General features: G+C 65.4%; 22 protein-coding genes and 2 tRNA genes. 8 read left to right on the top strand and 16 right to left on the bottom strand.

Features of this window, described 5'->3' with window-relative positions:
- Window positions 1-86 precede the first annotated feature (86 nt).
- Entirely contained in the window at window positions 87-929 is an 843-nt protein-coding gene (gene tsf, locus GNZ21_RS10640) for a translation elongation factor Ts (protein WP_157324143.1), read from the bottom strand.
- Between the two features lie 46 nt (window positions 930-975).
- Window positions 976-1,884, bottom strand: coding sequence for a 30S ribosomal protein S2 (gene rpsB, locus GNZ21_RS10645; protein WP_157324144.1), 909 nt, complete (start codon window positions 1,882-1,884; stop codon window positions 976-978).
- Between the two features lie 410 nt (window positions 1,885-2,294).
- Between rpsB and GNZ21_RS10650 the strand changes: the two genes are divergently transcribed.
- Complete coding sequence (locus GNZ21_RS10650) at window positions 2,295-2,876, top strand: M23 family metallopeptidase (protein WP_229659389.1); 582 nt, start codon at window positions 2,295-2,297, stop codon at window positions 2,874-2,876.
- Window positions 2,877-3,036: 160 nt separating this feature from the next.
- Here GNZ21_RS10650 and GNZ21_RS10655 read toward each other — a convergent pair whose 3' ends face one another.
- From GNZ21_RS10655 to GNZ21_RS10675, 5 genes are all read right to left on the bottom strand, one after another.
- A complete protein-coding gene (locus tag GNZ21_RS10655; RefSeq protein WP_157324145.1) occupies window positions 3,037-3,585 on the bottom strand; it encodes an SRPBCC family protein in 549 nt (182 codons plus the stop codon).
- Between the two features lie 170 nt (window positions 3,586-3,755).
- Window positions 3,756-3,832, bottom strand: a tRNA-Ile gene (locus GNZ21_RS10660).
- Window positions 3,833-3,871: 39 nt separating this feature from the next.
- Complete coding sequence (locus tag GNZ21_RS10665) at window positions 3,872-4,903, bottom strand: glycosyltransferase family 4 protein (RefSeq protein WP_157324146.1); 1,032 nt, start codon at window positions 4,901-4,903, stop codon at window positions 3,872-3,874.
- The gene (locus tag GNZ21_RS10670) at window positions 4,900-5,304 is read right to left on the bottom strand and encodes a 6-pyruvoyl trahydropterin synthase family protein (protein ID WP_229659390.1); all 405 of its coding nucleotides are present in this window, start codon (window positions 5,302-5,304) and stop codon (window positions 4,900-4,902) included. Before GNZ21_RS10670 ends, GNZ21_RS10665 begins: the two co-directional genes overlap by 4 nt.
- A gap of 26 nt (window positions 5,305-5,330) precedes the next feature.
- Window positions 5,331-6,314: a dehydrogenase gene (locus GNZ21_RS10675; protein WP_157324147.1), complete on the bottom strand. Its 984-nt coding sequence runs from the start codon at window positions 6,312-6,314 to the stop codon at window positions 5,331-5,333.
- Between the two features lie 56 nt (window positions 6,315-6,370).
- Here GNZ21_RS10675 and GNZ21_RS10680 point away from each other — a divergent pair, with 56 nt between their 5' ends.
- The gene (locus tag GNZ21_RS10680) at window positions 6,371-7,456 is read left to right on the top strand and encodes a glycosyltransferase (protein ID WP_157324148.1); all 1,086 of its coding nucleotides are present in this window, start codon (window positions 6,371-6,373) and stop codon (window positions 7,454-7,456) included.
- Here the strand turns inward: GNZ21_RS10680 and GNZ21_RS10685 are convergent.
- The 3 genes from GNZ21_RS10685 to GNZ21_RS10695 are packed head-to-tail and all read right to left on the bottom strand — an operon-like array spanning window position 7,441 to window position 10,286.
- Complete coding sequence (locus GNZ21_RS10685; protein WP_188503479.1) at window positions 7,441-8,637, bottom strand: glycosyltransferase; 1,197 nt, start codon at window positions 8,635-8,637, stop codon at window positions 7,441-7,443. The genes GNZ21_RS10680 and GNZ21_RS10685 overlap by 16 nt on opposite strands.
- Window positions 8,634-9,437, bottom strand: a complete 804-nt coding sequence (locus GNZ21_RS10690; protein ID WP_188503480.1) for a CDP-alcohol phosphatidyltransferase family protein — start codon at window positions 9,435-9,437, stop codon at window positions 8,634-8,636. Before GNZ21_RS10690 ends, GNZ21_RS10685 begins: the two co-directional genes overlap by 4 nt.
- Window positions 9,438-9,446: 9 nt before the next feature.
- Entirely contained in the window at window positions 9,447-10,286 is an 840-nt protein-coding gene (locus tag GNZ21_RS10695; RefSeq protein ID WP_157324149.1) for a phage holin family protein, read from the bottom strand.
- Between the two features lie 111 nt (window positions 10,287-10,397).
- On the opposite strand from GNZ21_RS10695, the gene GNZ21_RS10700 reads away from it, so the two are divergent.
- Window positions 10,398-10,844, top strand: coding sequence for an NINE protein (locus tag GNZ21_RS10700; RefSeq protein ID WP_157324150.1), 447 nt, complete (start codon window positions 10,398-10,400; stop codon window positions 10,842-10,844).
- Here GNZ21_RS10700 and GNZ21_RS10705 read toward each other — a convergent pair.
- Complete coding sequence (locus tag GNZ21_RS10705) at window positions 10,841-11,716, bottom strand: siderophore-interacting protein (RefSeq protein WP_157324151.1); 876 nt, start codon at window positions 11,714-11,716, stop codon at window positions 10,841-10,843. The two genes, GNZ21_RS10700 and GNZ21_RS10705, sit on opposite strands and share 4 nt — an antisense overlap.
- A gap of 223 nt (window positions 11,717-11,939) precedes the next feature.
- Between GNZ21_RS10705 and GNZ21_RS10710 the strand changes: the two genes are divergently transcribed.
- Window positions 11,940-12,419 (top strand): Hsp20/alpha crystallin family protein, encoded by a 480-nt coding sequence (locus GNZ21_RS10710; RefSeq protein ID WP_157324153.1) that lies wholly within the window; start codon window positions 11,940-11,942, stop codon window positions 12,417-12,419.
- 58 nt (window positions 12,420-12,477) lie between these two features.
- Here GNZ21_RS10710 and GNZ21_RS10715 read toward each other — a convergent pair whose 3' ends face one another.
- Both GNZ21_RS10715 and GNZ21_RS10720 read right to left on the bottom strand, forming a co-directional pair.
- Window positions 12,478-13,050 (bottom strand): LOG family protein, encoded by a 573-nt coding sequence (locus tag GNZ21_RS10715; RefSeq protein ID WP_188503481.1) that lies wholly within the window; start codon window positions 13,048-13,050, stop codon window positions 12,478-12,480.
- Window positions 13,051-13,109: 59 nt separating this feature from the next.
- Window positions 13,110-13,181, bottom strand: a tRNA-Asn gene (locus GNZ21_RS10720).
- Between the two features lie 51 nt (window positions 13,182-13,232).
- Between GNZ21_RS10720 and purU the strand changes: the two genes are divergently transcribed.
- Window positions 13,233-14,105 (top strand): formyltetrahydrofolate deformylase, encoded by an 873-nt coding sequence (gene purU / locus GNZ21_RS10725; RefSeq protein ID WP_157324205.1) that lies wholly within the window; start codon window positions 13,233-13,235, stop codon window positions 14,103-14,105.
- 10 nt (window positions 14,106-14,115) lie between these two features.
- A complete protein-coding gene (locus GNZ21_RS10730) occupies window positions 14,116-14,532 on the top strand; it encodes a GNAT family N-acetyltransferase (protein WP_157324155.1) in 417 nt (138 codons plus the stop codon).
- 18 nt (window positions 14,533-14,550) lie between these two features.
- Here GNZ21_RS10730 and GNZ21_RS10735 read toward each other — a convergent pair whose 3' ends face one another.
- Window positions 14,551-15,240: an SDR family oxidoreductase gene (locus GNZ21_RS10735; protein WP_157324157.1), complete on the bottom strand. Its 690-nt coding sequence runs from the start codon at window positions 15,238-15,240 to the stop codon at window positions 14,551-14,553.
- Window positions 15,241-15,392: 152 nt separating this feature from the next.
- Between GNZ21_RS10735 and GNZ21_RS10740 the strand changes: the two genes are divergently transcribed.
- Together GNZ21_RS10740 and menC are read left to right on the top strand one after the other, a co-directional pair.
- Window positions 15,393-16,160, top strand: a complete 768-nt coding sequence (locus GNZ21_RS10740) for a GNAT family N-acetyltransferase (protein WP_157324159.1) — start codon at window positions 15,393-15,395, stop codon at window positions 16,158-16,160.
- Window positions 16,161-16,164: 4 nt separating this feature from the next.
- Window positions 16,165-17,313, top strand: a complete 1,149-nt coding sequence (gene menC, locus GNZ21_RS10745) for an o-succinylbenzoate synthase (RefSeq protein ID WP_157324161.1) — start codon at window positions 16,165-16,167, stop codon at window positions 17,311-17,313.
- A 7-nt stretch (window positions 17,314-17,320) separates the two neighbouring features.
- Here menC and GNZ21_RS10750 read toward each other — a convergent pair whose 3' ends face one another.
- Window positions 17,321-19,507, bottom strand: coding sequence for a TRAP transporter permease (locus GNZ21_RS10750; RefSeq protein WP_188503482.1), 2,187 nt, complete (start codon window positions 19,505-19,507; stop codon window positions 17,321-17,323).
- Window positions 19,504-20,523, bottom strand: coding sequence for a TAXI family TRAP transporter solute-binding subunit (locus tag GNZ21_RS10755; RefSeq protein WP_157324163.1), 1,020 nt, complete (start codon window positions 20,521-20,523; stop codon window positions 19,504-19,506). The genes GNZ21_RS10750 and GNZ21_RS10755 overlap by 4 nt, the downstream gene beginning before the upstream one ends.
- Window positions 20,524-20,684: the final 161 nt, after the last annotated feature.

Here is a 20,684-nt window from a genome sequence, read left to right on the forward strand (position 1 = left end):
ATGCGAAAAGGGGGTGACCATCTTTGAGATGGTCACCCCCTTTATCAGCGTTCAGGCGTTGCCGGTAATCCTACCCTGCTGCTGCGTCAGTTTCCTACGCGGAACCGCGCGAAGGCCACAGCCTTGGTCCCGGCTGCCTCGAGCACCTTGGCCACGGACTGCTTGGGGTCCTTGGCGAAAGGCTGGTCCACCAGCACATGCTCCTTGAAGTAGGCGTTGGTGCGGCCCTCCACGATCTTGGGGATCGCCTGCTCGGGCTTGTTCTCAGCCTTGGCAGTCTCCTCAGCGATGCGGCGTTCGTTCTCCACGGTCTCGGCCGGGACCTCATCCCGGGTGAGGTAGGTGGGAACAATGGCGGCAGCGTGCACGGCCACATCGTGAGCAGCGGTCTGGGCGTCCTCAGTGTCAGCGTCCACTGCCACAAGCACCCCCACCTGAGCCGGGAGGTCCTTGGAGGTCTTGTGCAGATAGGCGTCCACATAGGCGCCGGTGACCTTGGCCAGGCGGCGCACCACGATCTTCTCGCCGAGGATCGCACCACCCTCCTCAGTCACGAAGTCGCTGACCTTGCGGCCATCGACCTGAGCCTCCAGCAGAGCCTCTACGTTGTCCAGCTCATTGGCCACTGCGGTCTCGAGGACCTTCTCGGCCAGGGAGACAAACTTGTCAGACTTTGCCACGAAGTCGGTCTCTGCGTTGACCTCCAGCAGGTAGCCGGTGGTGCCGCCGACCACCTGGGCCAACACAATGCCCTCGGCAGCTGAGCGGCCCTCACGCTTGGCAGCGCCTTTGAGGCCCTTGATGCGGATGGCCTCAATGGCCTTCTCCACATCGCCGTCAGCCTCGTCGAGCGCCTTCTTCACGTCCATCATGCCGGCGCCAGTCTTCTCACGCAGCGCCTTGATGTCAGCAGCAGTGTAGTTCGCCATGGGGTTCTACGGTCCTCTCGGTTAAGGATCAGTCGGAAAGTAGTGGTCAGCTTTCGGTCTTCTCTGCGGCCTCGCCGGCCTCAGCGTTGGTGGGGACCTCTGCCTCACCGGTCTCAGCCTCAGCTGCAGCGTCGTCCGCAGTGGTCGGGGAAGCCTGGGCGGGGGCCTCAGCGGACTTCTGCTCGGCAGCGTGCTGCTCCAGCAGTTCGCGCTCCCATTCGGCCATCGGCTCTGCTGCGGCACCGGAGCCGCCGCCGCGCTTCTCGTCGCGGGCAATCAGGCCATCGGCCACGGCGTCGGCCACTACTCGGGTGAGCAGGTCCACGGACCGGATGGCGTCGTCATTGCCCGGGATCGGGTAGTTGACCTCATCAGGGTCGCAGTTGGTGTCCAGGATGCCGATCACCGGGATGCCGAGCTTCTTGGCCTCGTCTACGGCCAGGTGCTCCTTATTGGTGTCCACCACCCAGATGGCGGAGGGGGTCTTGGACATATTGCGGATACCGCCGAGGTTGGCATGCAGCTTCTCCAGCTCGCGGGAGAGCAGCAGCAGCTCCTTCTTGGTGTATCCAGAGCCGGCGACGTCCTCGTAGTCGATCTCTTCCAGTTCCTTCATGCGCTGCACGCGCTTGGAGACGGTCTGGAAGTTGGTGAGCATACCGCCGAGCCAGCGGTGGTTGACGTAGGGCTGTCCCACGCGGGTGGCCTGCTCCTGGATGGCTTCCTGAGCCTGCTTCTTGGTGCCGACGAAGAGGATGGAGCCGCCGTGGGCGACAGTCTGCTTGATGAACTCGTAGGCGCGGTCGATGTAGGTCAGCGACTGCTGGAGGTCCACGATGTAGATGCCGTTGCGCTCGGTGAAGATGTAGCGCTTCATCTTGGGGTTCCAGCGGCGGGTCTGGTGGCCGAAGTGCACACCGGAGTCGAGCAGCTGACGCATAGTGACGACAGGCATGATGTCCTTTCAGTGCCGGGCTTTGAACGTGGCGCGGCCACGCAGCTCCGGCTTGTTGTTTATCGGTTGCTGTTTGTCCCGGACTGCTCCGGGTGCCCGGTTCTCCCGGGCTCCTAGCGTGGTGCTGAGGCGGGTGCCTAACGTTCCCTGACATGCAAAAAGCTCCTGGTTCAGGAGCGTTCTGGATGGACCGAAGGGAGTGTTCCCATCTGGGGTCAGATGGACTTTCCACGCGCGTAGTCAGCTCTGCGGTGGGCACCGTGAAGTGCGCACAGTCAAGCTGCTGGTGCTCAGTCTAGCGCGCCCCAGAGTTTTCCCCAACTCAGCTCCTGCTACATCGGCGCGCCGGCCTCCCCACGGCTGGGCGGGCGCTTCCTGCCGCTGCTCACTCCTGCAGCGATTCTGGTGCCATGTCCAGCGCACCGGTGATGACGACGACGCCCCCGGCGCCTGTGCCCCTGGTGGCCGGTGACCGGCCGCTGTTCTGGGGGCCGCGGCCGCGCAGTGCCCTGCTGGCGCTGCTGATGCTGCTGGCCCTGCTCGGCATGCCCCCGGCAGCTGCTGAGCACCCCCAATGGCAGCGCCCTGTCCCGGGCGGGCTGGTCCAGGAGTACCAGGCGCCACCGGCTCCGTGGGCGGCCGGGCACCGGGGCGTGGACCTGGCGGTGCCGGCCGGCGGGGAGGTCCGGTCCCCCGCCGATGGGGTGGTGAGCTTCTCCGGTGCCGTGGTCAACCGTGAGGTGCTCTCCATCAACCATGGTGCCGGGTATGTGAGCTCCTTTGAGCCAGTGGAGTCCGAACTCGAGGTCGGGGAGGCGGTGGCTCAGGGGGAGGTGGTGGCAGCCCTGAGCACCTACGACGACAGCTCCAACCACTGCGACCAACCCTGCCTCCACTGGGGCGTGCGCCTGCACGGGAACTACATCAACCCGCTGCTGATGCTCGGCGAACTCGAACCCTCGGTCCTGCTTCCCCTAGCAGGCGGAGATTGATCCGGATCAAACTCGGGAGAGCTTTCACCGGCGCTCACGCAGCCAGCAGACCCGAACAGAAAGACGCCGCCCTCCACTCGCCTGCAGCGGCGAGGAAGAGCGGCGCATCAGAGACTGCCTCCGCAGAATCAGCCAGTATTCGGATGGACCTTCAGGTCCCTCAGGGAAGGCGGGTTGTGCCTGCTCCGGGATCCTCCGGGTTTCCCGGGGCGCCCGCGGCCGGTCCGGCTGCACCGGAGGCCCCAGATCCGGGGCCGTCGTGGATCTCACCCCGCCAGGCTCCGGTGGAGTGGCCCTTGGACTCGATGAACTCCTTGAACCGCTCCAAGTCCTTCTCAGCGCGGTTTTCCACGACATTGAGCTTGTCACCGATCTTCTCGAGCCAGTCCTCGGGCTCATACTCCAGCACCAGGTGCACTTCGGTGCGGTCCGGGCCGGCAGCCTTGAAGGTGACTACCCCGGAATTTGTGGCCCCCTCCGTGGCGGCCCAGGCGACCTTCTGGTCCGGGACCTGTTCCAGGATGTCGGCCTCCCAGGTACGCTTTACGCCGCCGATCTCAGCGACCCACTCGAGCTTCTTATCGCTCAGCTGGTTGACGGCGGATACGCCGTCCATGAAATGGGGGAATTCTTCAAACTGGGTCCACTGGTTATAGGCGGTGGACAGCGGGACATCTACCACAACAGACTGCTCAACTTTGCTCGTCATGACTTCTCCTCGTCTAGGGGTCGTCCGTCGTCGCGGAGCTACTGATGGGCCGCGATACCGGCCATGATAGATACGTGCACCTGGAACTGACCTGGGCCAACACTGAGCATCTGCTGGGCCGCCCGCTGGCTCGCGATCCCGGCCGGGGACAGGACCCGAAACAGGGAGTGTGGTCCGGGGTGTGGGACTTGAACCCACGACCAAAGGATTATGAGTCCTCTGCTCTAACCAACTGAGCTAACCCCGGTGGCTGCATCACCGCTGCCGCTGAGGCAGCTGCTCCATCCTAACCGAGCCCAGCCAGCACCTGGGCCGCCTCGTCCCAGGTGGGCAGACTACGGCGACGCCGCAACGCCGCCTCCCGCAGCTGGGCCCGGTCCTCGCCGCTCACCAAGAAACGGCGAAGCCGGTCCGACCAGATGCCCGGAGACTGAGGATCCAGCGGGACTCCCGCCTGCCCGGCGGCCTCCTCCGCCCCAGTTCCGGCCGAGACGAAGGCCGGCACCCCGTGCGCACAGGCCTCGGTGACCACCATCCCGTAGGTCTCCACCAGAGAAGGCAGCAGAAGCAGCTGCGCACCGGCCCAGAGCTCACCTAACTGTTCAGACTCCAGTACCCCGCGGTAGGCCAGGCGGCCAGGCAGCCGCTGATCAAGCTCGAGGAGCAGCTGCTGACCGAACGGCTCATCAGCCCCCGGACCGGCCAGCACCAGCTGCCAGTCCAGATCCAAGAGAGGCTGAAGCGCCCGGCTCAGCAGCGCATGGTTCTTCAACGGGTTCAGGGCCCCCACACTGACCAGCTGCGGCACCTGGCTTCGGCTGTCTGGGACTGGAGCCGGCTGAGGGACCTTCACTCCCGGCACAGCAACCCGAATATCTTGGCGCCGGTAGCGGCGCCGCAGCTCGGCGGCACTCCACCGGCTGACGGTCAGCACATGGTCTGCCTCCAGAACGGCCCACTTCTCACGGCTCACCGCCTCCGGATCGCCTCTGCCCTCGGCGGCGAGCGCTGCGGCAGCCGAGAGGTGCACCAGCAGCACCGTCCTGCCCGGAAGTGCAGAATCCTCGGCAAAGAGCTCAGGATGGGCGGAGCCGATCAGTCCGTCGATCACCACCAGCTGAGGACGGAGCTGCTGGCGGGCCTGAGCCAGCTGTTCGGCCCCTGCGCCCTCGGCAAAGCTCGGCACCGGCAGGCGCAGCGTCTCCACCGGCACCCCGGCGCCAGCCAGTGCCTGGCGCAGCTGCTGGTTATAGCGCAGCCCTCCGCTGACAGCCCCCAGCTCAGGCTCCAGCCACAGCACAGGCTGCGCGGCGCTCATGGCTGAAGGTCTATCCTCACCGAGGCCCGCGCCCGCGGATGCTCCTCCGCGGAGACCTCCAGGGCGTTCAGCCCGTGTCCCTGCGGCAACGCCTCAGCCAGCTGCAGCCCCACATACTGACAGACCACCTCAGTGGTGGTGATTTTCCCCGCAAAGTCCGGGTGCTCGTCCAAGTTCTGGTAGCGCAGCGGCTCCAGCACACCGGAGAGCAGCTCAGCGGCCAATCCGATGTCCATCACCACTGCGTGCTCGTTCAGCCCGCGGCGCTCGAAGGTCGCTGAGATCGCCAGTGTTGCCCCGTGCAGCTGCTGGGCGGGGCCGAAGAACTCCCCGGGCAGGGAGTGGGCGATCATCACGTGGTCATCCACGCTCAGCCGGAACAGCGGGGTGCGTTCAGTCATCATGGCAGGCTCCGATCTCGACTGGCTCAGTGATAGGTGACAACATGCAGGATCTCATCCCGGGTCCAGTCCTGGCCACGGGCAAAGGCGTCCATGACCTGCGGCAGCTGCTCCAGCGGCGAGCTGCCGGTCACCAAGGCGTCGAATCGCTCATCAAGCAGGTTCAGCGCTGCTGCCAACCGCGAGCTGCGGCTGCGGCGCAGCCTCCTCGGTGCGGCCACCTGCCCCACTTGGCTGGAGATCAGGCGCAGTCGCCGGGCGTGGAAGTCCGCGCCCAGCGGCACCTGCGGCTCTGCCGCCCCGTACCAGGACATCTCCACCAGCACAGCATCGTCCCCGGTGATCTCCAGAGCCCGGGCCAGTCCTAAGGCGGTGGCCGAGGTGTGCAGCACGGCATCGTTGTCAGCCTCGGCAGCCTCCGGGCTGACCGCGTCCAATCCAAGCTGCTGTGCCCGGCGGCGCCGGCCGGGGGCAGTCTCCAGCACCTGCAGCCGCGCAGGAGAAAGCCGCTGCAGCAGCAGGGCGGTCACCAACCCCACCAGCCCGGCTCCGACCACCGCTACCCGGTCACCCAGGGTCACCTGAGACTCCCAGACCGCGTTGAGGCCGACCTCAGCGATCCCGGCCAGCAAGGCGCGCTCACTGGGCATCCCCTCCGGCACCGGGTGACAGTCCGCGCCCGGCACCACCACATGGCTGCGGTGCCCGGCGAGGGTGAACACCCGCTGGCCCAGCAGCTCCTGCGGCCCCCGGCTCACCCTGCCCACATTGAGATACCCGTGGCTGACCGGGCAGGGCAGCTCACCGAGCTGCTGCGGGGCAGCCATCAGTGCGGTCACCGTCTCCGGGACCTCGCCACGGTAGATCAGGGTCTCGGTACCCGGGGAGAGCGCCGAGAACTCGGTCTCGATCAGTACCTCTTCAGCGCCCGGCTCAGGTAGGGCCGTCTCACGCACCCGGGCAGAATAGGGTGCCTCAATCCAGAACTCGTGGGCAGGCGTCGTCGTCATCTTCTCTATCGTCCCAAGTGGGGCAGGACAGAAGCTGAGAATGACAGACTGTGTCCATGAGGCTCTTCATGGACTGCCGTTATGTGCGCACCCGGGTGCATGACGGGATCTCGCGGTACACGGCCTCGTTGGTGGCCGCTGCAGCGGATAAGGCCCAGATCACTATGCTGATCAGCGATCCGGCGCAGCTGAGACTGCTGCCGGATCTGCCGCACCTGCAGATCAGCTCGCCCACCGGGCCGCAGGAGCCGTTTGTGGCCGCCCAGCTCAACCGCCACTGCCCCGATGTGGTCTTCTCCCCCATGCAGACCATGGGCAGCCTGGGCCGGAGGTATCCGCTGATCCTGACCCTGCACGATCTCATCTACTACCAGCACCGCACCCCACCGCGGAATCTCCCCGCTCCGGTACGGGTGGGCTGGCGGGCCTACCACCTCAGCTATGCCCCGCAGCGGCTGTTCCTGAACCGAGCCGATGCCGTGGCCACAGTCTCGCAGACCACCGCCGATCTGATGGCCGCCCACCGGCTCACCAAACGTCAGGTGCATCTGATCCCCAACGCCCCCCAGCCCGTAGACTCCCCGCGCGATCCTGGTCAGACGCCGGCCAAAGAGCTGGTGTACATGGGTTCGTTCATGGACTACAAGAACGTCCCGGCCCTGATCGCCGGGATGAACCTGCTCCCCGAGTACCGGCTGCACCTGTGCTCCCCCATCGATCCCGCGCAGCGGGCCCAGCTCAGCGCACTGGCGCAGCGTCCCGGCCAGCTGGTGTTCCACAACAGTGTCAGTGAGGAGCACTACCACCGGCTGCTGCGGCGGGCCACCGCCCTGGTCACTCTCTCCCGGGCCGAAGGCTTCTGCCTGCCGGTGGTCGAGGCGCTGCGCCACGGCACCCCGGTGATCACCAGCGATCTGCCCATCTTCCGGGAGGTCGCAGGGGAGCTCGCCGGCACCCCGGCTGCCCAGACGGTGAGGGACGACGACGCCGCCGGGCTGGCAGCAGCTGTGGCTCGCCTGGAGAGCCGGGAGACTTTCAGTGCGGCCAGCAGAGCCGCGCACCGGCGCAGCATGGCCTATTCCTGGGAGGAATCGGCCCGGCGGCTGATCAGCCTGGCATCCTCACTTCACCAGTCGAACTGATAAGTATCCACCCAGTCGTTTCCGTAGTAGAGCGCCTCATAGGAGGCCATAGTCTTGCCGATGGCGTGCTGATTGGCCTTCTCCCGGCTGACCGCGCCCATCGCCGCCCGCTCCACGGGGGATGCGCTGAAGATCTTGTTCAGCTGCTGGGCCAAATGATCGCTGTTATAGGGCTCGAACAGGTACCCGTTCTCCCCCTCCACCACCAGATGCGGCAGGGCCAGGGCGTCGGCGAGCACCACCGGCTTGCCTGCGCTCATCGCCTCCAGTGAGACCAGCGACTGCAGTTCGGCGGTGCCGGGCTGGCAGAACACGTCCGCTGCCAGATAGGCCTCACGGAGGGCGGCGTCGTCGATGTGGCCACGGAAGAGGATCCGCCCCTCCAGCCCCAGATCGGCGGCCTGCTGGCGCAGCCGGTCCCGCTGCTCGCCATCGCCCACGATCTCCGCGGTGATCTGCAGGGCCGGATCAGTCTTGGCCACCGCATCAATGAGCACATCCACGTTCTTCTCCACCGCCAGCCGGCCCACGAACAGCACTGTGGGCTTCTCCCGGGCGGGGATGGCCTCCCCCGGTCGGGGACTGTAGTAGTTCACGTCGATCCCGTTGGACAGCGGCAGCACCTGGTCGAATCCGCCCTTGGCCTTCATGGTCTCCGCTGCCAGCGGGGTGGGGGTGGTGACCACCGAGGCTTTGCCCATCAGCCGGCCCATATCCCGCCAGGAGTTGCGGGAGACGATGTTCTTGAACCATTGCGGGAACGGCAGGAAAGGGTCCAGGTTCTCTGGCATGAAGTGGTTGGTGGCGATCAGGCGCACCCGGGCGGCTTCAGCTGCCAGGATCGCTGCCTTGCCGATCATGTAGTGGCACTGTACATGGATCACATCGGGCTGGACCTGGCTCACCAACCGGCGCATGGCCGGTTCCACCAGCTGCGGCAGGCACAGCCGGAAGTACTCGTGGGTGGGGGCCTTGAAGGAGCGGAACCGGTGGATGGTGGCCTCCTCCCGGTGCTCCACGGTGTCCGGACCCGGCCCGGGGCGGGCAGCGGCGATGTGGACCTGATGCCCGCGGGCGCTCATATGCTTGGCCAGCCGGTAGCCGAACACGGCTGCCCCGTTGACATCGGGGGGGTAGGTGTCGGCGGCGATGAGTACGGTCAGCGGCTTGAGCTCGCTCACTGGACGCGGGCCCTCCTCGGTGCACTACCGGCGCCGGATCCACTGCCCGAGGCGCCCTCAGTGACCAGGGCATCCTGCTCCTGCTGCTCTGCGGGGATGCGCGGGACAGCGCCGGTCAGCAGCGGGTCCTGCTGCTCAGCGCTGATGCCGATCCGCGCCCAGGTGCTGCGTTTCCAGGTGTTGATCCCGGCACGGCGCAGCCGCCAGAACTTGGCCTGGGCCTGGAAGAGATAGTCGATGGAGGCGATGACATGCATGACCACCCCTGCGATCAGCAGCGACTCTGCCACCAGGGGGAAGAGCCCGTTCAGCCGTTCCTGGAACTCGGGCAGCTGGGCCAGCAGCAGCATCGGCAGGCTGATCATCAGGCAGGCGGTACGCACTTTGCCCATTCCGGAGACCGAGAGGTGCGGGGTGCCGGCAAAGAACAGCGCAGCATGGGCGAAGAGCACCAGATCAGGGATCAGGATGGCCCAGATGAGCCAATCGGGGGCGATCTCGTAGTGCACCAGCGCCAGGGTGACAATGATCATCGCCACTCGGTCCGCCAGTGGGTCCAGCCAGCGGCCCACTGTGGACATCTGGTTGAAGAACCGCGCGATGAACCCGTCGATCCAGTCGGTGGCGGCGAGCACCACCAACACCCAGAAAGCGGTCATGTACTGGTCTTCGCGCACAAAGTAGACGAAAACGGGGACCAGCAGAAACCGCAGCACCGTCACGACGTTCGGCACGGTCCAGAACGTCTGATGCACGGTGTACTCGAAACCCTGACGGGTTCCGGCACCAATGATTCTCACCCGGTTAGTCTATTTCTTGATCAGCTCACGCAGAAAGGCCCCGGCTGCCGCAGTGGCTCCGCCAGCCACCGCCAGCGGCTTCCAGCGCTGGGCGAGGAAGCTCTTGGCGTCCTGGGCCCTCTCCGCGCCCTGCCGCTGGGGTCCGGACCCGCTGGGCTGGGGCGCGGCAGGCTCCTTGGCGGCAGATAGCGGTTCACTGGCCAGCTCATCATCCGCCGGCTTCTTCTTGGGGAACCGGCTGCGCAGCTGGTCCTGCAGCCCGGCGATGTGATCGCGGCGCAGCGCGGTGCGGCGCAGCAGCTCCGAGTAACTGGGCTGCTGGGGCTGCCCTGCACCGGGGGTCTTGGCCTCGCGCTTCTTCTGCTCGGCTACCTGGCGCTTGGCCTCAGCCTTGGCTCGGCGCTTCGCCTCGTCCTCACGGTCCAGGGAGCGGGGGTCAAAATCGGTGCCTTCCCGCGCCACGCCGAGGTCCAGACGGAAGCCGCGGATCGCATCCTCAGGCTTCAGCGGCATGGCTTTTTTGAGCTTGAGCATCCCGATCAGCGCGAAGAGCGCAGCGATCAGCAGAAAGGCCCCAGCTACGGTGAGCGCAGCGAGCCAGAGGGCCAGTCCTGCGGCGTGCAGACCTGCGATGGCCGCCACGATCAGTGCCACCACCAGGAAGGTGAGGAACACCAGGCCCACCACCATCAGCGCAGCGGCGATACCGGCTGCGATCCCCTTGGCCTTCATCTGGGCCACGGCCAGGGTGATCTCGTCGTTGATCTGTTTCGGTCCCAGTCGCACCAGAACCTTGGCGATCTCGAACAGCGAAGGTTTCGGTGCCGTGCCCTTGGTGTGCTGCGCCAAGACAGCGCCTCCATCCATAGTTGAGAAGCGGTTAATCACGTCCCAAACTACCACCTACTGCCTAGCATAGGGTCCCCCGCGGGCTCAGCACGGCACAGTAGAATCTTAGGTATGGCCGGTGTCTATGATCTCGACGAGCTCTACGCCAACACCTATACCGAGGAGGACCGGCGGGCTTTCGAGAACCAGCCTGAGTCGGCCAAGAAGTTTCTGATCGCCTGGGCTCTGGCGCTGTTCCTGGGGCCGGTGGGTGCCCAGCGCTACTATCTGGGCTATATCCCCACCGCGGTGCTGAAGACCGCACTGTGCTGTGGCGGAGCGGTGTTTATGGCTCTGGGACTGGCCAATATCGGCTTGGCACTACTCGCAGTAGTGGGCGCTTGGACCGTGATTGACCTGTTCCTGCTGCTCTCCGGGACTATGCGGGATCAGGCGGACCACCGGCTGTCCGGCTATACCCGCTACGGCGGGATCTGCGCCGCCCTGACTGTGCTGGTCCTGGTGGGCTGGTTGGTCCTCGCCCTGGTCATCGGCACCAGCGCCGGCGTGGCGGGCTAAGCCTCCGGGTCGATCCTGCCCAGGGGTGTGCGTTTCTCAGCCTGGAACTGGTCCTCCACTCGACCATAGGCCCAGTAGGCCGACAGCGACATGCCCTTGCGGGGAAGGCCGCGCTGCTCCACCAGCAGCCTGCGGATCAGTTTCATCTGCTCCCGCTCGCCGTGGATGAAAACCTGCACATCACCGGCAGGGATCTCCAGGGCCTGCAGGTACTCTGCCAGCGCAGCGGATTCTGGAGTGAACTCCCCCCGGTGCAGCCAGGTCAGCTCCACTCCCGGGGGAACGCTCAGCGGCACCTCCTCACTGCTGTCCCGCACTTCCAGTACCACGGCGCCGCGGGCCTGCTCCCCCAGCCCCTCCAATGCAGCTGAGATGGCAGGAAGAGCCGACTCATCCCCAGCGATGAGGTGGAAGTCGGCCTCGGGGCGCGGAGAGTAGCCGGAGCCGGGGCCGAAGAAGCTGATGACGTCTCCCGGCTGGGCATGGGCCGCCCAGGGGCCGGCAATGCCCTGGTCTCCGTGGATCACGAAGTCCACCCAGATCTGCCGGTTCTCCCAATCGATGTGGCGGATGGTGTAGGTCCTGGTCACCGGCATCAGCTCAGGGGCCAACTGTTCGCGCAGTGTTTCCATGTCATAAGGCCGGGACAGCTCCAGCGCTGGGTCGGCGAAGAGCAGCTTGATGTACTGGTCGGTATCAGCCTTGAACTCGATATCGCCGAACTGTTCCCCGCCGAGCACCACTCGCACCATATGCGGGGTCAGCTGTTCGGTGCGCACCACCTTCAGCATTCGTTGGACCCGGGGTTTCCGGGCGGGCCTGGGGGCCGCAGGCGGTGTGGTTTCAGAGGTGGTGGTGGGATCAGCAGTCATGCCTCACACCCTACAAGATAGGTCCACCTTAGTCCGTTACGTGAGAGAAAGGCACCATAAACCGCATCGGTGAGTACCCGAGGAAATAACTTGAGCGGAGTTGACTCAAGTTGTGGGAATAGCTGGGCCGGCGTCGTCGTTCTCAATCAGTGACAGTGCTGAGGTGGCACTGATCTCACCGTTGTAGGTGATGAGTTGCTTTTGCGAAAGGAGCTGATTACTGATGATCAACACCCCTCTGACCCGCTTGGATCCCTTCTCCGTGTTTGACGACATGGTGCGCTCGATCCGCAGCCCGCTGGCCCAGGAGGTCCAGCGCAACTCCGGGTTCGTACCTGCGGTGGACGCTCACCGGGACGGCGAGAACCTGGTGCTGCAGGCCGATCTGCCCGGCATCGACCCGGAGAACGATGTCTCGGTGGAGCTGACTGGCCGCACACTGACCATCTCCGGGGAACGGCGCAGCCAGACCGAGGCGGAGGGACTGCGCGAGGTGCGCTACGGCAGCTTCTCCCGCACCGTGACTCTGCCCGCGGATGTGGACGAGAACTCCATCACCGCCGAGTACACCCATGGTGTGCTGAAGGTCGTGGTGCCCGGTGTCTACGCCGAGGAGAAGCCGCACCGGATCAGGATCTCCTCCAGCGGCGCCGAGGCCACCGAAGTCTCCGGCCAGGAGGAGAAGAAGGAGATCGACGCCTGAGCCTGCTCCACCCCCAGCTCAGGCACACTACGGGGTCGCCCTCTGGCGGCCCCGTTTCCTATGCCGGCTCGAAGTGCCTGATCTCCCAGCCGCGCAGCTTGCCGATGAGCTCCTCAGGCTCCTCCGCGATGACCAGGGCGTCCCGGCGCCAGGCGGCGATGAAGCCTTCGCTGACCTGGTGATCAATCATCTCCAGCAGCGGGTCCCAGAACCCTTTGGTGTTGTAGAGCGCCACCGGCTTGCTGTGGATGCCCAGGTACTGCCAGGTCCAGACCTCAAAGAGCTCTTCTAGGGTCCCCATCCCGCCGGGCAGGGCCACGAAGGCATCGCCCAGTTCCCCGAGCCGGGCTTTGCGCACATGCATATCAGGCACCACATGCAGATCGGTGACTCCGCGGTGGGCCACCTCGCGCTCCACCAGCACCTCGGGGATCACCCCGGTGACTTCTCCCCCAGCCTCCAGCGCGGAGTCCGCGATCTGGCCCATCAGCCCGACTTTGCCGCCGCCGTAGACCACCCCTATGCCCGCACGGGCCAGGGCTGCGCCCAGCTCCCGGACCTCCTGCTGATAGGTGAGGTCATGTCCAGAAGCCCCGCCGGTGAACACCGTAATCCGCTTGAGCTCAGTCACGCCACCATCCTAATAAAAAGAACAGAGGCCCCAGTCGCGATGACTGAGGCCTCCGGCTGCTCCCCCGGCTGGACTCGAACCAGCAACCACTCGATTAACAGTCGAGTGCTCTGCCATTGAGCTACGGAGGAATGGACCTAGAAATCTTAGCAGGGAACATGCCCAGGAGAAAAATCCGTAAGATGTGGCGGGTGAGCCAACGCCCTGACATCGCCCGCCTGATCATCTCCTGCCCCGACCAGCACGGCATCGTCGCTGCAGTCTCCGAGCTGATCGCAGAGCTCGGCGGGAACATCATCGCCCTGGACCAGTATTCCACCGGCTTGGAGGGCGGGCGGTTCTTCCAGCGCACGGTATTCCATCTGCCGGGGTTCGCCCAGCGACGCAATGAGATCGAACAGACCGTCCGCGAGCGCCTGGCGGGGCCCTTCGCTATGGAGTTCAAGCTCACTGACGCCGCTGCGCCCAAGCGGGTGGCGATCTTCGCCTCCAAGACCGACCACTGCCTGCTGGACCTGCTCTGGCGCCACCGCCGCGGGGAGCTGCCGATGGAGATCCCGGTGGTGATCTCCAACCATCCGGACCTGGAGGAGGACGTCCGCCGGTTCGGCATCGACTACGTCCACGTTCCGGTGCAGAAGGACAACAAATCAGCCGCAGAGGCCCAGCATCTGGAGATCCTGCGCGGCCGGGTGGATCTGGTGGTGCTGGCTCGCTATATGCAGATCCTCTCCCCTGAGTTCCTGGAGGAGGTCGCAGTGCCGGTGATCAATATCCACCACAGCTTCCTGCCTGCCTTCATCGGCGCCGGCCCCTACCAGAAGGCCAAGGACCGCGGGGTCAAGCTGATCGGGGCCACGGCACATTACGTCACCGAGGACCTGGACGAGGGTCCGATCATCGAACAGGATGTCATCCGGGTCTCCCACGCCGACGACGTCGCCCAGTTGACCCGCTACGGTGCCGATGTGGAGCGCGCGGTGCTCTCCCGTGCCGTGAAATGGCACTGTGAGGACCGGGTCATCCGCGATAACAACACCACGATTGTCTTCTGAGGCCTAAGGTATGGCTATTTTTCGTAAGGGCACAGTTCCCTCAGCGGCTCAGCTGGCCGGCCTCTACAATGCGGTGGGGTGGAGCACCTACACCAAGGATCCCGCCCAGTTGGAGCGGGCCGTATCGGGTTCAGCCCTGGTCATCACCGCCTGGGAGAAAAAGGAGCTGCTGGGGCTGGCCCGGGTGATCTCCGACGGCGAGACTATCGCCTATCTGCAGGACATCCTGGTCCACCCTGAGCACCAGCGCCGCGGAATCGGTCGCGAGCTGTTCATCCGCGCCATCACCCCCTTCGCCCACGTGCGCCAGAAGGTGCTGATCACCGATGATGAACCGGGCCAGCGAGCATTCTATGAATCGCTGGGGTTCACCGAGACCCGTGACGTCCGCGGGGCGGGGCTGCGCACCTTCATCCGCTTCGACTGATCAGCAACTGGGCGCGTTTCAGGGGTTGACCGGGCGGATGGTCAGCTCCTGGATCATGGAGGCTGCCTCATTGTCCACTGCCAGCCTGGCAGTCTTGGCGACTGCTTCCGGGGAGATGTAGCGGGCGCCGTCGTACTCTGTGTTGCCGTACTGCGCCTGCAGGGCCTCCTGCATTTCAGTATCCACCTGACCGGGGTGCAGCGAGGTGACCCGCACGCTGCCGCGTTCCTCCTCGCGCAGCGCATCGGTGAAGGCGCGCAGGGCGAATTTAGACCCGGAGTACAGGGCGGAACCGGCCCGTGAGCTGTACCCGGAGCCGGAGTTGATCGTGATGACCTGCCCGCCCGCCTGGCGTAAGGCGGGTAGGGTGAGCCGGGTCAGTTCAGCCACCGCAAAGACGTTGATCTCAAACATCTGCCGCCATTCCGCCAGCGGGGCCTCAGCCACCGGCCGCATCCAGGCCAGGCCCGCGGAGTGGACCAGCACATCGAGTCTCTCTGGGCCAGCCTGGACCCAGGCGCGCTCCACCGCCTCCGCATCTGCCAGATCAGCCAGGAAGGGCTCCGCGCTGGGGAGGGCAGCCACCACCTCATTGACCCGGTCCGGGTTGGTACCGCCCACCAACACATGGTGGTCGGTGCCCAGCTCCCGTGCGATGGCCTCGCCGATGCCGCGTGATGCTCCGGTGATCAATGCTGTCTTCTGCATAGCTTCCACCTTAGTTCTCAGGATTCTGTAGGGAAACTGTGGATAGTCCGCCGCCGAGGGACGCAGTACCCACAGTTTCGCTGCAGGATCTGTGTGGGATGGGCCCTCGCACCGCCACTTGGCCGCACCGTCGGGCGGATAAGGTGGGAGGCATGAGCGCCACCGCCAACTCCCCCGCCGAGCAGCTGAGCCTGAGCTCCGGGCTGGTCGTGCGCGAACTTACCAACTACGGCGAGCTCAAGCAGGCCTGCCAGCTCTACCGAGGAGTCTTCGGCTACACCGGGGAGGACGAGTCGCTGAACCCCCGGCTGTTGAGTTCGCTGCGGATCCACTCCGGATCGGTGGTCGGCGCCGTGGACCCCTCCGGCACGGTACTGGCCTTCGCATACGGTTGGACAGCAGTGGACACCACCGGCGACGACGCCCACACCTACCACTTCTCCCAAGCCGCAGTGGTCTCCTCCACCCTGCAGGGCCAGGGGGTGGGCCGCTCGCTGAAACGGGTCCAGGCTGCTGTGGCGGCCCGCTCCGGGGCGACCCGGATGCGCTGGACCTATGACCCGCTGCTGGCCCGCAATGCCCACTTCAACCTGGATGTGCTGGGTGCCGCGGGCCGCTGGTACACCCCGGATGCCCAGGGCCTGCCGGGTACCGACCGGATCACTGTGGAGTGGAACTTCACCGAGGACACCGCCCCCTCCCCCTCCCCCGCCGCCGCCGCGCCCCGATTGGCCGTGGGCGAGCTGCATGAGGAGCCGAACACCACGTATCTGGGCCTGCCTGCGGCCAAACCGGTGGACCCGGACCTGGCCGCCGGTCTGCGCCAGACCATCCGCGGGCTCTTCGAGCGGGGCCTCACCGCAGTCTCCTGCACCCGCACCGACCCCCATACCGCTGTCTACACTTTCACCAAGGACTGAATCCATGCGCATCGTTGAAGCCGTGATCCATGATGTGGAGCTGCCGCTGGTGCACTCCTTCGAGACCTCCAGCCACCGGAAGTCTTCACTGCGCCACCTGCTGGTGCAGCTCACCGACGAGTCCGGGACCACCGGCTGGGGTGAGATCGCCTCCCCGGCCGGGCCCTATTACGCCGCCGAGACCACCACCATGGCCTGGCACACTGCCACCGAGTACCTGCTCCCGGCGGTGCTCGGCAAGGAGTGGGAGCACCCGGAGCAGATCAACGGCTTCTTTGCCGCAGTCCGCGGCCACTGGTTCGCCAAGGCTGGCGTGGATATGGCTGCCTGGACGCTGTTTGCCGCCCGGTCCGGTCAACCGCTGGCCCAGACACTGGGCGGGACCCGGCAGAGTGTCGTCGCCGGGGTCTCACTGGGGATCGAGCCCAGTATCGACGAGCTGCTGGAACAGGTGGCCAAGCATGTGGACTCCGGCTATCCGCGGGTGAAGCTCAAGATCGCGCCTTCGGGACCCAATGGGCGCAGCTGGGATGTGGAGCCGGTGAAGGCGGTCCGGGATGCCTATCCGGACCTGGACGTGCATGTGGACGCCAATGGTGCCTATCCGGGGCGGGACCAGGCTGGGTACGACGACGCCCTGGCCGCCCTCCGTGCCCTGGACCAATACGGGCTCACCATGATCGAGCAACCCTTCGCTCCGCGGAACTTCCTGGACTCCGCACGTCTGCAGGCGGAGCTGGACACCCCAGTCTGTCTCGATGAGTCGGTGGAAACCCTGGACGATCTGCGCACTGCCCTGGAACTGGCCGCCGGCGGGGTGCTGAATATCAAGGTCTCCCGGATGGGCGGGCTCTCCGCCGCCCGGGCGGCTCACGACCTCGCGCAGCAGGCCGGCTGGCCGGTCTGGTGCGGCGGGATGCATGAGTTCGGCATCGGCCGGCTGGCCAACGTGGCGATCAGCTCCCTGCCGGGGTTCACCCTGCCCTCAGACGTCTCGGCCAGCAATAAGTACTACGCCCAGGACGTGATCACCCCGCCCGTGACTGCTGAGAACGGCGTAGTTCAGGTGCCCGAGGCCCCCGGGCTGGGCGCCGAGGTGCGCACGGAGCTCATCGCCGCCCACGCCACTCAGGTCCGGACGTTCACGGCCTAGTGACTGGTTACTTGGTGGCTTCGGGGGCCTCCGGGATCTCCAGATTCAGAGCCTCCCCGGAATCCATATCTGCCTTATGACCGCGGGCCCGCAGGCCCACCTGGATGGCGATGCCTGCAGCCACAACACCCAGGCCGATGCCGGAGATCATGACATCCGGATAGATGAGCATCACCCCGCCCACCACCAGCAGCACCCGGTCCACCGCGGTGCCGTGGGCGATCAGATAGCCGGCCAGGCCGGAGGAGACCGCGATCATCCCCAGGATCACCGTCAGCAGCGGCAGCAGCATCTCGGTGAATGTGCCCTGGAGCAGCAGCGAGGGTTCCAGGATGAACGCATAGGGAATCAGGAATCCGGCAATGGCGATACGCAGGGCGGTAACCCCTGCCCGCATCGGATTGGCCCCGGCGATGCCTGCCCCGGCGAAGGCCGCCAGACACACAGGCGGGGTGACATCGGCCAGGATGCCGAAGAAGAACACGAACATATGGGCGGCGATCGGCTCAACCTCAAAGTGCGTGATCAGAATCGGAGCTGCCACGGTGGCGGTGACCACATAGTTGGCAGTGGTCGGCAGGCCCATGCCCAGGATGATGCAGGCGATCATCACCATGACCAGCACCAGCAGGAAGTTGCCGCCGGCGAGGTCCACCAGCCCGCGGCCCAGCTGACCGCCCAGTCCAGTGGTGGTCACCGTACCGGCCACGATCCCGGCAGCGGCGCAGGCTGCCACGACTGGCAGCGCAGTGCGGGCACCAGCGATCAGCATCTGGATGACCACGTAGAAGAGGGCGAGCACCATTTTGCCGGTTTCGGTAACGGGGCTCTTACCCTCCTTGGTGGCTGAGGCGATCACCGGGACCATGTGTTGGACGATGGCGCGCAGCAGGCTGATCGCCAGCGCGGTGCCGATGCCGTACAGCGCGGCCCGCATGGCGCTGGAACCTCCCAGAAGGGTGCTGATGATCACCACCAGGGGCAGCAGCATATCGATCCGGGTCAGGATGGACTTCCAGCCGGGCAGCTGATCCGGAGCAATACCTTTGAGCTCATTGCGCTTGGCTTCGAAGTGCACCGAGAGGAAGGCGCCGGTGAAGTACAGTGCGGCCGGAATGATCGCGATGACCACCAGTTCGTTGTACTCGATGCCGGAGACGTTCTGGGCCATGATGAAAGCAGCTGCGCCCATAATCGGCGGAACCATCTGACCACCGGTGGAGGCGGTGGCCTCAGTGGCCGCAGCCACATGCGGCTTGAAGCCGGCCTTCTTCATGATCGGGATGGTGAAGGAGCCGGAGGCCACGGTATTGGCCACTGAGGACCCAGAGACCATGCCCTGAAGGCCGGAGGCGGCAACTGCTGCCTTGGCCGGGCCGCCGCTGAACCGGCCGGCCGCCCGGAAGGCGAGGTCGTTGAAGAACTGACCGATATTGGTGCGCAGCAGCACCACAGCGAAGAAGAGGAACAGGAAGATGAACTCGGAAGACACCCGAATCGGCGTCCCCCACACGCCCTGGCCGGAATTGAGGAACATACCGGTGGCGAACTCGCTCCAGTCCTGACCTCGGTGCCCCCAATCACCGGGCATCACGTCATTGGTGGCAAAGAGCGCATAGGCGATGGCCGCACCGGCCACCACAACGATCGGGATACCCACGCAGCGTCGGGTCGCTTCCAGCACCAGCAGCAGGCCGATGGAGGCCACCGCGATGTCCCAGTCGCTGTAGATTCCGAAAGAGGGCGGCCCCTCACGGAGGTTCTGGTTGGTCCAGAAGACGTAGAGACAGCAGTACAGCGAGGCACCGGCCAGCAGCACGTCGTACCACGGCACCCCGCGGTGCCTGCCGGCCAGAATCGTCAGCGCATTGGGCCGGCCCTCGGGCACCCGCAGCAGGCGCTTCGAGGCCGGGTAGAGCAGGAACACTAGAGCGAGAGCACCGGCCACATGAAGGGTCATGTGCTCCCAGAAGTTGAACGGGCGGGTGAACGCCGCGAAGAGGTGATAGGCCGTGAAGACGATCGAGATGCCTCCCACGAGCCAACCCCACCAGCCCAGCTCCGTGCGGAACCGGCTGGAGATGTCATGCTCGCGGAGGACGTCTTCGGCTTTCTCCTCAGCCGCAGCCCCGGGCGCGGCATCCGGTGGGAATGCCGAGGCCCGGGGCTGATCGGCTGTGGAGCGTGATGTCACGGCAGGTCGATGTCGTTCTCTTCGTAGTACCGCTCAGCACCGGGGTGCAGCGGGATGTCGCCGATGCCGAAGAGGGCTTCCTCGACGTCGAGGTTGTCTGCCACATCCAGAGTCACTGTGTCACCGTGCTCGAAGAGGGCAGCAGTGATGTCGTATGCCAGATCCTCACTGACCTGAGTGGTGGAGGCTACCAGTGCGGCGAACACTGACAGGGTGGTGACGTCCTCGTCCAGGAAGTCGTAGCTGTCGGCGGAGATGTCGTAGGTATCGAAGAGGTGGTCCTCTGCGATGGCCTCGGCGTCCTCAGCGGGCAGCGAGATCAGCTGAGCATCGTTGCTGGCAGCCAGCTGTGTCAGGGCACCCACCGGCGGGCCTGCCACGAACATCGAGGCGTCGATCTGACCATCTGCCAGCATGTCGGTGGAGGTTCCGAAGTCAGTCACCTCGGGGGTGTAGTCGATTTCGTAGTACTCCAGGATGGCGTCGGAGATGGCGCGAGTTCCGGAGCCGGCGTCGCCGACAGCGATGGTAGCGCCCTCGAGGTCCTCGATGGACTCGTAGCCTGAGTCTGCCAGCACCACAATGTGCATGGCCTCGGGGTAGAGGTTGGCGATCCAGCCGACGTTCTCCACGGCCTCGCCGCCAAGCGCCTCCAGCTCTCCGGCCACAGCATCAGCTGTGGTGTCGTTCTGCACCAGGGCCAGCTGTGACTGCTCCTGCATAATACGGCCGAGGTTCTCACCTGAGCCGCCTGACTCCACGTAGTTGACGTTGGCATCGGTGTGCTCGGAGAAGATCTCGGAGAGTTCACCGCCGAGCGGGAAGTAGGTACCGCCGGTGCCGCCAGTGGTGAATTCCAGGTCGGTGACGAAGTCTTCCTCGCTGCCGATCTCCGGCTCCGGTGCCTCGGCGCCGTTGCCTTCGCCGTTCTCGTCTCCGTTGTCATCGCCGCAGGCGGCCAGCGCGGTCAGCGCAGCCACAGCAGTCATTGCTGTGAGTGTTCTACGGATAGTCATAGGATTCCTCCTGGTCGAGTGCGATTCCGGGTCAGCCGGCAAGGTTTTCTTGGCACAGGCTTGTGACAAGCGTCTCCCCAGCTGAACCTATAGTGTGATCACAGTAAAGCAGGTCAGCACAATTCGGCCACCCCAGGGTTGCACCGAAACACAAACGTAAC

Origin of the sequence: Nesterenkonia alkaliphila (assembly GCF_009758175.1) — a bacterium.
In the GTDB taxonomy this organism is placed as follows: Bacteria; Actinomycetota; Actinomycetes; order Actinomycetales; family Micrococcaceae; genus Nesterenkonia; species Nesterenkonia alkaliphila.

Excerpts from the sequence above, each read along its gene's own strand:
- tsf (WP_157324143.1), bottom strand. The coding sequence starts at position 929 with ATGGCGAACTACACTGCTGCTGACATCAAGGCGCTGCGTGAGAAGACT.
- rpsB (WP_157324144.1), bottom strand. The coding sequence starts at position 1,884 with ATGCCTGTCGTCACTATGCGTCAGCTGCTCGACTCCGGTGTGCACTTC.
- GNZ21_RS10650 (WP_229659389.1), top strand. The coding sequence starts at position 2,295 with ATGTCCAGCGCACCGGTGATGACGACGACGCCCCCGGCGCCTGTGCCC.
- GNZ21_RS10655 (WP_157324145.1), bottom strand. The coding sequence starts at position 3,585 with ATGACGAGCAAAGTTGAGCAGTCTGTTGTGGTAGATGTCCCGCTGTCC.
- GNZ21_RS10665 (WP_157324146.1), bottom strand. The coding sequence starts at position 4,903 with ATGAGCGCCGCGCAGCCTGTGCTGTGGCTGGAGCCTGAGCTGGGGGCT.
- GNZ21_RS10670 (WP_229659390.1), bottom strand. The coding sequence starts at position 5,304 with ATGACTGAACGCACCCCGCTGTTCCGGCTGAGCGTGGATGACCACGTG.
- GNZ21_RS10675 (WP_157324147.1), bottom strand. The coding sequence starts at position 6,314 with ATGACGACGACGCCTGCCCACGAGTTCTGGATTGAGGCACCCTATTCT.
- GNZ21_RS10680 (WP_157324148.1), top strand. The coding sequence starts at position 6,371 with ATGAGGCTCTTCATGGACTGCCGTTATGTGCGCACCCGGGTGCATGAC.
- GNZ21_RS10700 (WP_157324150.1), top strand. The coding sequence starts at position 10,398 with ATGGCCGGTGTCTATGATCTCGACGAGCTCTACGCCAACACCTATACC.
- GNZ21_RS10705 (WP_157324151.1), bottom strand. The coding sequence starts at position 11,716 with ATGACTGCTGATCCCACCACCACCTCTGAAACCACACCGCCTGCGGCC.
- GNZ21_RS10710 (WP_157324153.1), top strand. The coding sequence starts at position 11,940 with ATGATCAACACCCCTCTGACCCGCTTGGATCCCTTCTCCGTGTTTGAC.
- purU (WP_157324205.1), top strand. The coding sequence starts at position 13,233 with ATGTGGCGGGTGAGCCAACGCCCTGACATCGCCCGCCTGATCATCTCC.
- GNZ21_RS10730 (WP_157324155.1), top strand. The coding sequence starts at position 14,116 with ATGGCTATTTTTCGTAAGGGCACAGTTCCCTCAGCGGCTCAGCTGGCC.
- GNZ21_RS10735 (WP_157324157.1), bottom strand. The coding sequence starts at position 15,240 with ATGCAGAAGACAGCATTGATCACCGGAGCATCACGCGGCATCGGCGAG.
- GNZ21_RS10740 (WP_157324159.1), top strand. The coding sequence starts at position 15,393 with ATGAGCGCCACCGCCAACTCCCCCGCCGAGCAGCTGAGCCTGAGCTCC.
- menC (WP_157324161.1), top strand. The coding sequence starts at position 16,165 with ATGCGCATCGTTGAAGCCGTGATCCATGATGTGGAGCTGCCGCTGGTG.
- GNZ21_RS10755 (WP_157324163.1), bottom strand. The coding sequence starts at position 20,523 with ATGACTATCCGTAGAACACTCACAGCAATGACTGCTGTGGCTGCGCTG.